This window comes from Vibrio sp. SCSIO 43086, from assembly GCF_051132235.1.
GTDB lineage: Bacteria > Pseudomonadota > Gammaproteobacteria > Enterobacterales > Vibrionaceae > Vibrio > Vibrio diabolicus.
Genome location: NZ_CP072677.1, coordinates 2,042,021 through 2,056,405, shown reverse-complemented (window position 1 = coordinate 2,056,405; position 14,385 = coordinate 2,042,021). Strand labels below are relative to the sequence as shown.

Sequence of the window (14,385 nt, the reverse complement as noted above, 5' to 3'; positions counted from 1 at the left end):
GTCCACGGACCCATTTTTACTTTGGAGCCAATCATGAGCCGAAAAGAAAACCTGAAAAAACGTGTTGATGAGCTTTGCAAAGAGCTCGGTATTACTGAACCGCAATATTCAGACAAAACGACCGAAGCCCAGCTCAATAAAGTCATTGACGATTTGGAAGCCAAGTTACCAGACATGGACGAGTCCGATGATGAAGCACAGTCGCAAACGCAAGGAAATGACGCTAACCATACTGCCAGTGATCAAAGCGAACAAACCGAGATTCAAACCAGCGAAAAACCGGAAGTGCTTATCGGTGCTGCGGTCGAATTACCCGACGATGCCACGGTTCTAGACGATGGTGAGCCGCCAGAAGTCAACGCCGATGAGAAAGGCAATGTGCAAGTTCTCGTGGATAAGCCGTTTCAGTGCTTGCAAGGCCAAAAAACGATGCTACTCAAGCGTGGTGATAAGCCGTTTTTAGATGAAGAAACCGCGATGGAAGCGGTGGACGCAGGCTTGGCTTATTTCGTCGCTCAGTATTAACAATGAAAAATTAGAGCGAACACGTTTCGCTCTAAATTGGAATTTGAATATGGAATTTGACTCTTTATTTGATGAAGCAATGAAATGTGCAGACGTTGCAATAGAAGGGGCTATGGCATCTGAATTTCGTCTTTTACTAAGAAGCGGTTCAAGTTTGGATATCAAAGCTATCTTTGATTCCAAATTAATGCCGGAAGAAAATTCAAATGCACGCGTAGCTTTCATCGCGGAACACGGTGCCTTAACTGTTTTTAATATGCGAATAGAAAAGCAATTGGTAACGGGAGCTTCTGTTGATACACCATTAGGAACAAGGCATGTTTCTGATGTTTTACACCCAGATGAAACAACATCATTACTCATTCTTAGTATGAAGCCTAACGGGCAGAGGGTGAGCCCAAATGATAACTTCCTCTAACTTTACTCAGTCAGGTACTCACCAAAGACGGACTAACTCTGGCGTTCTTAGCTTTGATCTCTCAAACGATGCGGCATTAATTGCGGATGAGTTTGCTGGGATGGAGAAGCAGGTTGCTAAGGCGATAGAGCGAGCGCTCAAGAAAACAGGCAGATGGTTACGAACGTACACTCTGCGACACTTGAGTAAAGCGCTCGCCATCAAACAAGCGGCTTTAAAGAATCGTTTTATCTTGGCTTATGACAAAGACAAGAAGACGGTCAACTTATGGGTTGGCCTGTTAGCTATCTCGGCAGAAAACCTTGGTGGTGTCCGGCAAAACGCTGCGGGGACAAAGGCAGGCTCCCATCAATTTGATGGTGCGTTTTACACCAAGATTTATGGTGATGATGAACGAGTTTATATCCGAGCCAGCCGAAACCGAGTGATGCAGCATGATGTGGTTCGTCACAGTCGCAAGCCTGCCCCTTACAGACCTATTCGTGATCCAGACTTAATTGGTCGTTTCCCTGTTCAAGCTGTTGGCATTTCTATCGAAGATGAAGCGAGTCAGATATTGCTTCGCCTAGAGCAGCAGGTAAACAAGCGATTCGGTGAAATATTGAAACAAGAGCTCAACTATGCAATCAACGTTGAACAAACCAAGTGACTATTACATGGAAGTCGTTGAGGTGCTGAAGCAGCGCGTCAAAGGCGTTCCTGTTTATGAATATGTGCTTTACGGTGAGTACCAAGTGAAAGGGCTTGAATGTCATGTGGCCATAGATGAATACGGTGCATTATCGAAAGCCAACGATGGCAGGATAAAGCAGCCAGTTCGCGTGAAAGTGTATTGCTTAGTGAGCAGAGCTTACAGCGACACAGAAAACCGCAATGCTGATCTGATTGCTCAGGATTTGGCGAGTGCGGTTGGTCGCATTGCCTTTAACAACAACTTTGGTCTTGGTAAGACGGTCAGCTTTCCAGAGAAGATTGTCAGCCAGCAAGGCATGTTTAAATCTGGTACTGACGGTTATGAGTGCTGGGAAACCGAATGGTGGCAAAACATCTATTTAGGTGACTTGCCTGAAGAAGACCCAAAAGTGCTAGGGATCTTCTTAGCTATTAACCCTACGCATCCCGAAAAACCGGATGAATACAAGGAACTGGAGAATGCGAGCTTTAATCCAGCAAATCGTTCAAGCTGAGTTAGAAGAGTACGCTCAGCAGCTTTCCCAGCAAGAGAAAGACATCACAGAGCTGAATCGTCGTCTGAACAACATGATTCGAGTAGGAAAAGTCTCTGCTTGGCGCGATGACCATCAGCGAATCAAAGTCAAGTTTGGTGACAATGAAACGCCATGGGTTAAATGGTTTTCAGAGTGTGCAGGTGATGTGGCTGAATATCGTCTTCCTAGCATTGGAGAGCAGGCAGTATTGCTAAATGTCGGCGGTGGCGATAACTCCACGACCAGCATTGCTTTGATTGGCATTCCAAGTGATCAGTTCCCACTGCCTACTGACAACCCTGATGAGATCCTGCGTGTTTACCCTGATGGCACCCGGGTTTGTTATGACAAGAAAAAGCATAAGCTGGATGTCAGAGTCGCAGGTGATGCCAATATTCAGGTTGATAAAGACGCGAATGTGAATGTTGGTGGTAAGACCTCAGTGACGTCCGGTGGCAATGCGACCGTGGACGCACCGAAGATTTTATTAAACGGTGGCATGGGCGTGGTGACTGGTGCGCATAAGTGCATGGTGACAGGTTTGCCCCATGGTGATTGTTCAAAAGTGGTAATGGCAGGTGCTTAATGGCGTTAGATAAAGAGTCACTAGCTCAAGAGATAGAAGCGGCAATGACGAAAGCAGGCTTCAAACCATTGGCTGAAGATTGTGCTGGTCATGAGTGGTGGGTGGCATTTGCGGAAGGCATTGTTAATCACATACAGAAGAACGCTGAAGTAGCAGTAACAGGTGGTTCGTCAGCAGGAACATATAAGGTGACGTAATGGCAGGTATGGTTGGCATGTGTCGGAAAACCGGACGCACTATTACAGGCTGGGATCAATTTGTGAGCCGAGTTACTCAAGTGATGACGACTTATATTTCATCAAGAAACAAACTTCGAGGTTTTGGTAGCCAGCTGCCAGCAACGCTTTCACGCAATACCAGCAATGCCACTTTGGCATTAATACAAACTTACGCCATGGGTGCATTCATGAACCCTCTAAACGGCATTGATGATTTTGAGCCTTCAAGAGTCGTAGCTGAAAGAACACAAAGTGGAACAGCGGTGACGTTCTACGGAAAGTGGAATGGTCGCTTTGTCGAACCATTTACTATTGATTTACCAGTGGCAGCATAAATTATGACAAGACGTTTTCCTCATCAATCTCCATTACCTGTTCCTAAAATATTAACAACCCCTGGCTTTGAAAAGCTTTATCCCGAATTAAAAAGAGAATTGCTCTCAGCCCTGGAAAAAATAGCGCCAGACGATGTCAATGCCATTGCAGAAACACTAGAAAATAACGCAGAAATTCTGACGAAGTTTACTCAAGCATTTACGGTGGTATTGCAAAACCATTATCGCCGCTGGAACGACAAGTCGCTGCAAATGTTTGGCATGTATGCTTCGGAGGATGACATGGTCGATGTCATTGTCTCTGACATGGGCTTAGAACGCTTGACGCTAGAACCTGGTGACCCAAACGCTTTCCCACCAATCGAGCCAGTTGTTGAGTCCAATGAACAACTACTGACTCGATATTATTTGGCCATGTTTGCACTTGCTACGACAGGAACACGAAATGGCTATCGATTTCATGCAATGACATTAGGCGCTATGCCTGACATGAATATTGAATCCCCTGATGAAAACACGGTGGTTGTGACTTATCGCTTTCAATCTAATGAACTGAGGGGAAAAGCTAAAGATGCGAGCTTTGAGCAAGTTAGTAAAAATACAGGCCGAGTAAAAGGTTACATATTGTCTCATAGCGATGATGGTACCGCATCAGAGGAACTGCTGGCGGCAACATTAAAGTATATGAACCACCCCTCTGTAGCTCAGGCCACTGACGAGTTGAGCATTGCTTCAGCTCAAATACATCACTGGCAACTAGATGCAGTGGTATATATACCTCAAGGCCCAGATAGAGCTGTAGTCAAAGAAAGCGTAGAAGCTGCCGCTTGGTTGTATGGTAAAGAGCAGCATGTACTGGCTGGTAAAATAGATCGCAGCATGATTAATCATAAACTATTAGCTGCGACCAATAGCTCTGGTTTAAGAGTCGAAATCATTTCTCCAGCATCAAACATCAACTGTGATAATTCTGGAGCACCTTACCTTGAGTCAGTCAATATCCGAATCGAATACGAGTAATTACTCTTTGCTTGGTGATAATGCTTCGCCACTAGAAAGAGCGCTTGAAAGAGTATTATCAAATGCACTAAATGATATTTGCCCTCCTATTCCTGAATTAAGAAACGCAAACAAGACGCCAGAACATTTACTGCCATATCTTGCTTTGGATAAGCAAGTCCCCGAGTGGGAGTCTTCAGATAGTTTAGAGCAAAAGCGTAAGACGGTGAAAAATCAACGTCAAATCTTTAAAAAAGGAGGAACAACGTCAGGTATTGAGCTCGCCATAGAAGCTTTAGGTGGTATTACTGAATTTAAGAGATGGTATGAGTATGGGGGAGACCCATATGCAATGAAAATAATCTCTTGGGATATTTGCTCTCCATCCTTAAAAAATATTGAACGAGTAAAAAGTAGAATTGAGGACGCTAAGTCATTAAGAGACTCTTTTGACGTTGGGCAAGGTTTCTTGACATCAGGAAATTGCAGCGTCGCTGGTACTGTTCAGTTTGTGACAAAAATTTCCGTGAAAGAGCTTTAGAGGATACATATGACAGATTTAGTATCGCAAGGGGTGATCATTACCCATGTTGGTGAGCAGATTTTGGCTCGCTCTGGTTCAGAGCCAGTAACAACTAATTTAGCTAGCTTCGGCGTTGGTCGTGCTATTGATGGTTATGCTCCGACATTAGAAGAGCTGAAATCATTAACAACGGTGCCGGGTGAGTGGTTGAATACTGCCCTGTCATCAATGACCACATATGAGGATAGCAATCAGTGTGTAGTTGAGGGTGTTATTCCTGCGGATGTTGGTCTCGGTGAGTGGATGCGAATCTTTGGTTTATACACGGAAGCTGGCGAACTGATGTATGTCTTTTTGTACCCTGAATGGGAGCGACCATCGGATGGGGCATTAAGCGTTGAAATCCCATTTAAGGCGACTTTAAAATTTTCTGATAAGACGGACTTTAATGTTGTCATCAATCCATCACTAGTCTTTGCCACCCAAGCTTATGTGGAAATGCGTTTGGGGGACTATGCCCTTAAAAATCACAATCACGATGCGGATTATTATCTAAAGCACCAAGTTGACACACTAAACGCTGACATCAGGGAAGACACGTTCTATGCACAAGGTAAAACGAGTCTATATGTAGGTTTAGATGCTGTACCTTGGGATGTGAAGTCGGGTGTGTATCATGCCTCCGTGCCTGGCTCTCATGGTGAGCTAGTTCTTCACATGCTAGCAAAGGACACCTCAACGTCTGCAGCGCAGTTTCGTTTTAGGTTTCAAAATGGTGGAGCTTATTACCGTTCCTCACGAGATCAATATGGTTTTGAGGAGGGGTGGGTTCGCCTGGATAATCACGAACAGTTTTTGCATTTATGGAGCTCCCAAACAGAGCACACATTGACGCGGAATGGTTATAGCAAAGCCTATTTGCTAGTTCGGAAATATTCTGAAACCACGATAAGAATTGATGCGGATAGTTTTAAGAATGACGATGAAATTGTTATCTGCAACCAAATAGAAAACGCCGGAAAAGTTACGGTTGTTTTAGAGACAACACGAGGAGCAAAAATTTATGCCCCCGACAATACCGGACATGCGAGCGTTACGATAACAGGGCGATGCAAGGCAACATTTAGAGTCACCGGAAGTAATTTTTATATTTCCTCAGTTACCCAATAGGAGACGTTATGGAAGTCAGTGACTTTTTGACTGGTAATAATTATTTAAAACGGCTTGATCAGATTGGGTTTGACAGCACTCGGCTTCGACCTGAATCTGGGCATATTCAATATGACACTTGGACAACCGTACTCGAGTTAACTGGCTCTTATATTATTGACAATTTAGCGGTAGCCGGAGCAAATACGACGAGCCAATCTGAACATGTACAGATTAAGTGGTTCATCGATGGCGTAGAAATGGTTCCACGGAGTATTGATACTCAGGTTCTCACTCCAGTCATTGGTGCGAGTGGCGCTGCAAGTGAATCCCTGGCTAAGCCACAGTTGTTGGATGGGGCGCGTGAGTTTTGTAAATCGTCTTTCGTATGTCAGGTATATGTCCCTTCGGTCGCGAATTACGGTGTTCATGTTTTAGCGCGTTATAGCCGAGTAGAGAAGGCAAAATTATGACTTATGTAACTACTGACGAACCTGAAAAAAATGAGTATTTCCCACCAAGTGGTGCACTACCATCTAATCCAATTAAAGAAGACAAAACAGAGGTCTTTCGCGATGGCTCATGGATTGTAGCGGAGCCGCTACCGGGCGACAAAGTGAAGCAGATATACTCGTCTGGTCATGTGGCTGAGTTCATTTATCGCGAGCGAGTTGAGCCAATGTTGATGAAAATAATCATCAACAAGGTAGCTGGAGCACTTAAAACCAGCAGCGACTACACACGCATTACTTGTATGGAACTCACAGACATCATTGTGACGGGCACAGTGGATGTCGAAGACCAAAGCTTTTCAATGCCACTTAGGCGCGATGACGGTCGATTAACTTTATTTCCTGTTCAGGTCGTTAACGGTCAGTTTGAAGCCACTTTGAATTTTCCAACTAGTGGTCAATTCGTATACACCAACGATGAAGCTAATCACGATTTGCCTCAGCCCATGTTCAGTGTTAACCCTATCCGTATTGATGTATTAAGGGCTTCCATTTAACTGGGAGCATTTATTTCAACACTAATTTTATTAATAAGCCCTGCCTTTTGAGCAGGGCTTTTTTATTGGAGCAAATATGAATCAAGCCAAACCAACGTCTAAGGCGAAGCGCGAAACCTACATCGTAGAGCTTCCGTTCCCTTGGCATAAAGGTCATTGGACTACCAAAGACCAAGAGCTAAGCCTTCTTCCACAGGAGGCTAAAGCACTACTCATTAACGGTCGTATTTCAAAGAAAGCGACTGCCACCAAAACTACCGTAAAGAGCAAATAATTTATGGAAATCACTTCATTTGAGCACAATGGTATTTCCATTGTGAAGAAAGCTTTGCCTGCTCCAACGGGGCCCTTGGGTAAGCATGTCGTTTGTTGGGTTGGAACAGCGCCAGCCAAACATGCCGATGTTCCTTTCAATGTGCCATTTCGCGTCGCTAACACGACCGACGCCGCCAAGCTGGATACCACAGGCGAAGAAGAAGGTTGGTTGTGGTATGCGGTGACAGAAACCTTGAAGAAGGTTCAAGTTCCTCAGTATGTCATTGTGGTGCCAGAAGGTGTCGATGATACTGAAACGCTAAACAACGTGATCGGAGGTATCGACGAAGCCACGGGTCAGCGTACAGGTATTGCGGCTATTTCGCTATGTACGGAATCCCCGACCATTATTGCAGCACCAGGTTATACCCATCAAAAACCAGCCTCTGATGCGCTTGTTGCGGAAGCGTTGAAACTGATGGCGTTCCCTCACTTGGATGGTTTGTCAACCAGTACCAAAGCAGTCATTGATCATTCATTGACGTTGAGCACTCAAGATACGGGTTATGACATCGCGACCATGATTGACCCACAGCCAAGCATTTACTCGAAAGCAGCAGGTGCTAGCGTCTACGTACCACCTTCAGTGTTGTCGGTTGGCTGTCATGCTGGCGTGGCATTGCATGAATCTCCTGGCAATAAAGGCACCTACGCGCAAGGCGTCCAGCGTGACATTACCTATGACATTCTCGACGCCTCTACCGAGGGTGATCTCTTGAACCGTCACGGCATTTGCTACTTCGGTAAAACGGACTTGGGTGGCATTTCCCTGCTGGGTAACCGTACACTTTCAGGTCGCTTTATTAATCAGGTGTGCTTGGAGCAGGCTATTTGTCGCAAACTGAAAAAGTCTGCGCAAAAGGTGATGGCAGAAAACCTCGACAAATCGTTCATGGAACAAGAAATTTCCAAACTGAACGCATGGGGTGCTCAGCTTAAAGCGAATGAAGAAGTGATCGGTATGGAAGTGTCGCTTCACCCAGAGCTTAATACGGCTGAAACCTACCGCAACGGTACTTGGTACATCGCAATTCGTTACGCTGGATTCCCACCAAATGAGCACATGGTTTACCACCTCATTGAGGATATCGGCATTATCGACAACTTTATCTCGGAGATCTTGTAATGGCAGGTCAACGCACATTAGTAATGGCCGAAGTTGTGATCGAAGGTCACAAGTTCTTCGGTGAGTTAGAAGAACATACGCCACCAGTGGTAGAGCGTAAAACAGAAGATGCCAAAGGTGGGCGCTATGCGTCCACGAAGAAGCGTGTTGGCGTGGTGGTAGGTAATGCCACCCTTAAACTGAAAGGTGCCACGGTAGAAGCGCTGCAGGCGTATGGTGTGGAAGAAGACACACGCGTTCAGATTGACGTTAAAGCATCGTATCAAGATGAAGATGGCAATACATTTGCAGAGCATTGCTCATACACGGGCGACATTAATAAAGTGGATGATGGCTCGCGAGTATCGCAAGCGATCTCTGAAACCACGATTGAAATTTCGCCTCGTATCTACAAGCACACAGAAGATGGTAAGACTCGCTACAACATTAACCTTGATACTCAGGAAATTGATCTGGGTAAAGGTGACATCATGGCGAAACATCGTTCGAATCTTGGTCGCGGCTAATTGTGTCCGTGGACCCATTTCAAATTTCTAGCTAGTTGGCTCCCGAAGGGGAGCCTTTTTTTGGAGAAAATTCATGACTCTGCAAATTGAAAACAAAAAGAAAAAAGCACTAAATCTTACCCCAATTACGCACCACCTTCTTCACCCCATCACCGTTGATGATACTGAAATTACTGAGCTAACGTTTGAACCTTTGACGTTCAGCATTTATAGCGGTGTCGATGTTGAACAAGACGATCAGGACGTTGTGGTTGAAGCGTTCACGCTGGCGTTAACGGGTATTTCAGAAAAGGCTTTTGATACGCTATCCACACCAGATTTTAACTCGGTAGAAAAAATCATTTTCCGCTTGGTTACTAAGACATCATTAGATTGGTTACCAGGCATTGAAATTGGTAGTGAAAAAATTCAACTGGCCCTGCCAATCGTTGCGGATGATGGTCGCACGATTACTGAAATCGAATTGAAAGTGCCATCGGTGAAAACGCGCAAGATTTACAAGGCTCAGCCAACGGATAAGCAAAAACAGGCGTTTATTACTCATGCTTGTTCAGGTTTAAGCGAAACCGAAATAGGCAGATTGTTCATGCCGGATTGGAATCAATTGCAGGTTAACATTGATAATTTTTTAAACCAGCAGGCAGGCTTCTTTCAGACAAAGATATAGAAGCGCTCTGTGATTATCTGCCGCTCGTTTATCCCTACAACGATGAGCAAATAGGCGCATTACCAGCCGACGTGGCAGTGCGCCGTTTTTATTTGGCAATTGAAAGGTTGAAGCAACAATGAGTAATCAATCTAAGTATCAAGTTGCCATTGCAGCGATTGACCAATACTCCGCACCGCTCAAGGCGGCCAGTGCATCGTTTGACTCACTGACTGAGGATGTTAAAGCTCAGTCGGCAGAGATCAAAAAGCTCAATGCTAGTGCCGCCAGCCTTAACTCTTACGCGAGTATTAAGCGTGACTTAACCGAAACGTCAGCTCAAATGGCCTCGGCTAAAGTAAAAGCGGAACAGTTGGCTGTAGCCACGAAGGAGCTGGGGCTCCAAACGAAAGGCTACGAGTCAGCAGTTGCCAGTTCTCAAAGTAAGCTTCAAAACCTTGAAGCTCAAATGAGAGCCACGGAACATCCGAGTAAAGCTTTGCGAACAGCCATTAAGGAAGCGCGCAAAGAAGTCAAACTCAATACAGCCAATCTCAACGAACATCAGCAGCAGCTCAGTAAAACGCAGGCTGCTTATGATAAATCACGCTATGAAGTTTCCCAGCTCACCAAGCATTACGATGTTCAGAAAACGAAGCTTCATGGTCTGAAATCCAAGTTAAATGAGTCTGGCATTCAGGCACATAAGTTTGGTGAAGCACAACGTCAGATTAAGCGTGATATTACGGCTGCGAACGCTGCACTGGATAAGCAGAAAGCCAAGCTGAAATCGGTGCAGGCGGCATCTGCAAAGATTGAGTCAAATAAGATGGCTCGCTCCGAATTGGGAGGCGAGGCGTTAGATTTGGCAATGAAAGGGGCCGTTCTGGCAGTACCCATTAAGTTTGCTGTCGATTTTGAATCAGCGTTTGCTGATGTAAAAAAAGCGGTGAATGATGCCAGCGATGAAGAACTGGAGGTGATGAAGAAAAGGATCGTGATTGAGGCGCCTAAATTGGGTGTTACTCAAGAAGGTCTTTCTGCAATCATTGCCGAGGGTGCTCGTAACGGCATCAAAAAAGATGAGCTGTTTAACTTTGCTGAGTCCGCAGCAAAAATGTCGGTGGCCTTTGATATGACCGCCGATGAAGCTGGCGCGTCAATGATGAAATGGCGCACGACGATGAATCTTAGTCAGGACCAAGCGGTTAACCTGGCGAATGCGGTGAACTATGTTGGTGACAACATGGCAACCACGGCAAAAGATGTGACCGAAGTGCTCGTTCGTCAAGGGGCAGTGATCACCAACGCTGGTCTTGATGAGGTTCAAGCCGCCTCATTATCAGCAGCAGTGTTATCCGGTTCCGCAAGTACAGAAATCGCAGCGACCGCGACAAAGAACTTGCTATTAAGTTTAACGGCTGGCGACTCGGCCAGTGGTGCTCAAAAAAATGCGTTGATGACGTTGGGTTTTGAACCAGCAGACCTCGCGCGAGATATGCAGGAAAATGCACCTAAGACGGTAGAGCAGGTGCTCTTGGCTATTAAAGACCAAGATGCCGACGTTCAAACCGCCTTGATGAAAAACCTGTTCGGGTCCGAGTCTATCGGCTCAATCGCCCCTCTTCTGCAGAACTTGGATAACTTCCGTAAAGCGTTCAAGTTAGTAGAGCAGGACACCAACTTTGCTGGTTCAATGCAGAAAGAGTTTGAAGTTCAGTCAGCGACTGCTCAAAGGAAAATATCCGCCTTTACTGCTTCCATCACTGGACTGTTCACGGTGTTAGGCGAAAGCATGTTGCCTGTTGTAGGTGATGTGCTTGACACCGTCACGCCAGCAGTTACATGGTTAACAGAAGCCGCGCAATCGGCACCAGGTGCAACTGCAGCCTTAATGGCGATCCCTGCTGCCTTGGTCGCTGTAAAAGGTGCAGCCTTAGCCTTTAAAACTGGTAAATTATTACTCGGTCAGGGTAAGAACTATGCTGATTTAGGTAAGGCGAAGCTTGGTATTGGTTTAGATAGCACTGCTGAGTCAGCTCAGAAAGCGACATCACGCCTTTCTCGTTTAAATCAAACGTTGGATAACCTTGGTAACAATGGTGGCCTTGGTCGCAATCGCTATCAACGTGATGGGGCATCCACTGCCAGTCGACGCAAATCTCGTCCGAGAAGAGCAAGACTATCGCGTCGGCGTGGCAAATTTGGACGCCTGCTTGATCTTGGTAGTCGGCTAACTGATTTCCTTCCTATGGGTGGCATGGGGGCGCCTGCACCAGCCTTTGCTGCGTCTTCTAATGGTTCAGCAAAAGGGAAGTGGGGTAAGCGAGCTGCTGTTCTCGGTGGCGGTACGGCTTTATCACTACTTACATCAAGTGCTAATGCGGCTGATTTGGCTCTGATGGGGGCTGATGCGGCAACAGTAGCTGGTGATGTCGCTAGCTCTTTGCCATTAAAAGGCATGATGGCAGGTATTGCAGGCACCGCAGGGAAACTATTCAAACCACTCAATATCATGCTGCAGGGCGCGGCATTAACTTCCGCTATCAACAACGGTAGTGCAGAAGAAATCGGTGGTACTGCAGGTGATATGGCTGGCGGTTTGGGTGGTGCGGCATTAGGTGCAACGATTGGGACCGCGATTTTACCAGGTATAGGTACGGTCGTCGGTGGAGCACTTGGTGGCTTAGCCGGTGGTGAAGTTGGCGAGTGGCTAGGGACGAAAGTTGCTGGTCTGTTTTCGAGTGATGAAGAGGAAACTCTAACCGCGAAAGCTGCGACGCTGGACAAAGCAAAAGACGGATTAACTCAACCTACTAGACAGTTGCAAGATGATGCATTGCAGAATAGTCCTGATGGCGGCTCAAGCTTGGCAACGTTACCCGAGCCGACGAGTGTGCTGCCGTCACCGGATAGTATTGCGAAGTCGCTTTCTCAGACAAATCAAGATAACCGTAAGATCGAAATTAACTTAACTATCCCACCATCCTCAAGCAATCCTCAACAGGACGAGGATATGCTGAATCGTTTGGTCGCTAAGTTGAAAGATATGATGATGGCTGAAGGCATGATGGGGTCTGGTTCGTTATCGGTAGCGATGGACGGTTCTCTTTCAGATAGGAGTGATGTATGAGGCAGCAGCTAATTTTGTCTGTCCCATCCAAAAACATAGAAGCGTTTGTATTCGGTGTCGCAAGCGGCACCGAATACGAAACGCTTTCGACGACCAGCCAAGGTGGTTGGGTGAATTTGGATATTATGGACGGTAAAGCGGTGAGTCAAAACACGCATGAACCGTTAGATGGTAAAACAATTAAAGGGAAGTGGTTTGGAGCTGAAGGCCGAGCTTCTATTCGAAGACTGAAAGAAATTAAGCGTCTGCGAGCGCCGGTTCTGCTCACAGATGATTACGGGTACAACATGGGCTTATGGAAGATCATGTCACTCAACGACGATGAGAAAGATGTGATTGATGATGGTACGCCTATGATTGTGAGTTTCACCATTACGTTTGAGGAGTTTGCCAATTGAGCACTGTCGCATTAAGTGTGGTTGGTGATACGGTTGGTGATGTCCTGTATCGTTATTTTCAGGACGATGGTGATGATTTGGAGCGTCAGTTGTATGCTCTGAATCCTCACCTCAATCAGTTACCCGTTATTCTTCCCACTGGAACTCGAATCGAATTACCAACGGTCGAGGCTAAATCAGAGCCTGAGCCAGAGAGAGTGGTTACGATATGGGATTAGCAACTCGAGTTATTGCCCGTACAACCGGACAGGGCAGTAAAGTCATTAATCAATACCTTCAAACGTGGCAGCTCACTGACGTTTCCGGTGAGGAAACCGATCAAATTAAGCTGAAAGTGGCTGCGCCAGATATGGATTCGCTACCACCTGAAGGTGTCACTATAGGCTTTGATATTGGTATCGCGGATGATGAGCCTATCCAGTGGTTCAGTCGTGGTCAGTTCACCATTACTCGAATCACACCTCAGTTATTTCCGCATGCTTTTACTATTGTAGCCACGGCAGCACCTTTTCAGGTTAACGACCAAACGGAATTTAAACAGCGTCGTTCGCAAACGTACAGTGGCACATTAGGCGGTATTTTTCGTGAAGTTGTTAGTCGTCATGATTTGAGTCCGAGAGTCGACCCCGAGTTGGATGGAATAGGAGTCGAGCATGTAGACCAAACGGATGAGACCGATATGTCATTCTTAACTCGTTTGGCACGAAAGTATGATGCGGTGGCCAAGCCTGTTGAATCTTTTTATGTCCTTGCTCGTCGAGGTAAAGTAAAAAGCCTATCAGGTAAAACACTCGATCCTGTGTATATCGATTTGCCAGCCAATAACCAACCAACCGAGAAAGGCTTTACTAATGCCAGCTTAAATATGCCTAGCCGAAAGCAATTTAAAGGCATTAAAGCAGCTTGGTGGAATGATGGTACTGGTGAAGAAGTCATTGAAATGGTAGGCATGAAGCCATTCAAGAAGCTTACTCAAACGTATCAGAGCGCGGACCAAGCAAGGCAAGCTGCTCAGGATGAGCTGAGGAAGGTCGAACGAACCGGAACAGAGATTCGTCTCGACCTTCCTGCCAACCCTCGTTTCTATGCGGAGGGTATAGTCAAAACTTCAAATCAATTCCCACTTTACATGCAAGGGGAGTGGTCATTAGATAGAGTCGTCATGACTGGCGGAAAGCAAGGAGCTAGAGCTCAGCTTACTGCTACATTTGTACAGGGTTAGGGGATGTGTTCCCCTTACCAACTAATTCTTCTTTAGTTGCGTATATTTGCTTAATTCCGTTGGGGGGAT

General features: G+C 46.0%; 20 protein-coding genes. All 20 read left to right on the top strand.

What is annotated here, in order from left to right; translation table 11 throughout:
* The first annotated feature begins 33 nt into the window (after positions 1 to 33).
* The 20 genes from J8Z23_RS09820 (at position 34) to J8Z23_RS09725 (ending at position 14,316) form a co-directional block, all read left to right on the top strand.
* On the top strand, positions 34 to 525 hold the full coding sequence (locus J8Z23_RS09820; RefSeq protein ID WP_434633264.1) for a hypothetical protein: 492 nt from the start codon (positions 34 to 36) through the stop codon (positions 523 to 525).
* Between the two features lie 49 nt (positions 526 to 574).
* Positions 575 to 943 (top strand): hypothetical protein, encoded by a 369-nt coding sequence (locus J8Z23_RS09815; RefSeq protein ID WP_434633261.1) that lies wholly within the window; start codon positions 575 to 577, stop codon positions 941 to 943.
* The gene (locus tag J8Z23_RS09810; protein ID WP_434633258.1) at positions 927 to 1,592 is read left to right on the top strand and encodes a hypothetical protein; all 666 of its coding nucleotides are present in this window, start codon (positions 927 to 929) and stop codon (positions 1,590 to 1,592) included. The genes J8Z23_RS09815 and J8Z23_RS09810 overlap by 17 nt, the downstream gene beginning before the upstream one ends.
* Positions 1,564 to 2,130: a hypothetical protein gene (locus J8Z23_RS09805; RefSeq protein WP_434633255.1), complete on the top strand. Its 567-nt coding sequence runs from the start codon at positions 1,564 to 1,566 to the stop codon at positions 2,128 to 2,130. Before J8Z23_RS09810 ends, J8Z23_RS09805 begins: the two co-directional genes overlap by 29 nt.
* Positions 2,096 to 2,737, top strand: coding sequence for a phage baseplate assembly protein V (locus J8Z23_RS09800; RefSeq protein ID WP_256899457.1), 642 nt, complete (start codon positions 2,096 to 2,098; stop codon positions 2,735 to 2,737). The genes J8Z23_RS09805 and J8Z23_RS09800 overlap by 35 nt, the downstream gene beginning before the upstream one ends.
* Positions 2,737 to 2,934: a hypothetical protein gene (locus J8Z23_RS09795; protein WP_256899456.1), complete on the top strand. Its 198-nt coding sequence runs from the start codon at positions 2,737 to 2,739 to the stop codon at positions 2,932 to 2,934. Before J8Z23_RS09800 ends, J8Z23_RS09795 begins: the two co-directional genes overlap by 1 nt.
* On the top strand, positions 2,934 to 3,290 hold the full coding sequence (locus J8Z23_RS09790; protein WP_256899455.1) for a phage baseplate protein: 357 nt from the start codon (positions 2,934 to 2,936) through the stop codon (positions 3,288 to 3,290). Before J8Z23_RS09795 ends, J8Z23_RS09790 begins: the two co-directional genes overlap by 1 nt.
* A 3-nt stretch (positions 3,291 to 3,293) precedes the next feature.
* A complete protein-coding gene (locus J8Z23_RS09785) occupies positions 3,294 to 4,310 on the top strand; it encodes a baseplate J/gp47 family protein (RefSeq protein WP_256899454.1) in 1,017 nt (338 codons plus the stop codon).
* Positions 4,276 to 4,830, top strand: a complete 555-nt coding sequence (locus J8Z23_RS09780) for a phage tail protein I (RefSeq protein ID WP_434633250.1) — start codon at positions 4,276 to 4,278, stop codon at positions 4,828 to 4,830. The genes J8Z23_RS09785 and J8Z23_RS09780 overlap by 35 nt, the downstream gene beginning before the upstream one ends.
* 9 nt (positions 4,831 to 4,839) lie before the next feature.
* Complete coding sequence (locus J8Z23_RS09775; RefSeq protein ID WP_434633247.1) at positions 4,840 to 5,982, top strand: phage tail-collar fiber domain-containing protein; 1,143 nt, start codon at positions 4,840 to 4,842, stop codon at positions 5,980 to 5,982.
* A gap of 8 nt (positions 5,983 to 5,990) precedes the next feature.
* Positions 5,991 to 6,434, top strand: a complete 444-nt coding sequence (locus tag J8Z23_RS09770; RefSeq protein WP_256899451.1) for a hypothetical protein — start codon at positions 5,991 to 5,993, stop codon at positions 6,432 to 6,434.
* Positions 6,431 to 6,970, top strand: a complete 540-nt coding sequence (locus tag J8Z23_RS09765) for a hypothetical protein (protein ID WP_256899450.1) — start codon at positions 6,431 to 6,433, stop codon at positions 6,968 to 6,970. Before J8Z23_RS09770 ends, J8Z23_RS09765 begins: the two co-directional genes overlap by 4 nt.
* 76 nt (positions 6,971 to 7,046) lie before the next feature.
* Entirely contained in the window at positions 7,047 to 7,244 is a 198-nt protein-coding gene (locus J8Z23_RS09760) for a hypothetical protein (protein ID WP_256899449.1), read from the top strand.
* A 3-nt stretch (positions 7,245 to 7,247) separates the two neighbouring features.
* The gene (locus J8Z23_RS09755; protein ID WP_257888583.1) at positions 7,248 to 8,411 is read left to right on the top strand and encodes a phage tail protein; all 1,164 of its coding nucleotides are present in this window, start codon (positions 7,248 to 7,250) and stop codon (positions 8,409 to 8,411) included.
* Complete coding sequence (locus J8Z23_RS09750; protein ID WP_012127750.1) at positions 8,411 to 8,917, top strand: phage major tail tube protein; 507 nt, start codon at positions 8,411 to 8,413, stop codon at positions 8,915 to 8,917. Before J8Z23_RS09755 ends, J8Z23_RS09750 begins: the two co-directional genes overlap by 1 nt.
* A gap of 73 nt (positions 8,918 to 8,990) precedes the next feature.
* Complete coding sequence (locus J8Z23_RS09745) at positions 8,991 to 9,584, top strand: phage tail assembly protein (protein ID WP_256899447.1); 594 nt, start codon at positions 8,991 to 8,993, stop codon at positions 9,582 to 9,584.
* Between the two features lie 118 nt (positions 9,585 to 9,702).
* Complete coding sequence (locus J8Z23_RS09740) at positions 9,703 to 12,696, top strand: phage tail tape measure protein (RefSeq protein WP_434633242.1); 2,994 nt, start codon at positions 9,703 to 9,705, stop codon at positions 12,694 to 12,696.
* The gene (locus J8Z23_RS09735; protein WP_137282158.1) at positions 12,693 to 13,094 is read left to right on the top strand and encodes a phage tail protein; all 402 of its coding nucleotides are present in this window, start codon (positions 12,693 to 12,695) and stop codon (positions 13,092 to 13,094) included. Before J8Z23_RS09740 ends, J8Z23_RS09735 begins: the two co-directional genes overlap by 4 nt.
* Positions 13,091 to 13,312 (top strand): tail protein X, encoded by a 222-nt coding sequence (locus J8Z23_RS09730; protein WP_137282157.1) that lies wholly within the window; start codon positions 13,091 to 13,093, stop codon positions 13,310 to 13,312. Before J8Z23_RS09735 ends, J8Z23_RS09730 begins: the two co-directional genes overlap by 4 nt.
* Positions 13,303 to 14,316, top strand: a complete 1,014-nt coding sequence (locus J8Z23_RS09725) for a phage late control D family protein (protein ID WP_434633238.1) — start codon at positions 13,303 to 13,305, stop codon at positions 14,314 to 14,316. Before J8Z23_RS09730 ends, J8Z23_RS09725 begins: the two co-directional genes overlap by 10 nt.
* Positions 14,317 to 14,385: the final 69 nt, after the last annotated feature.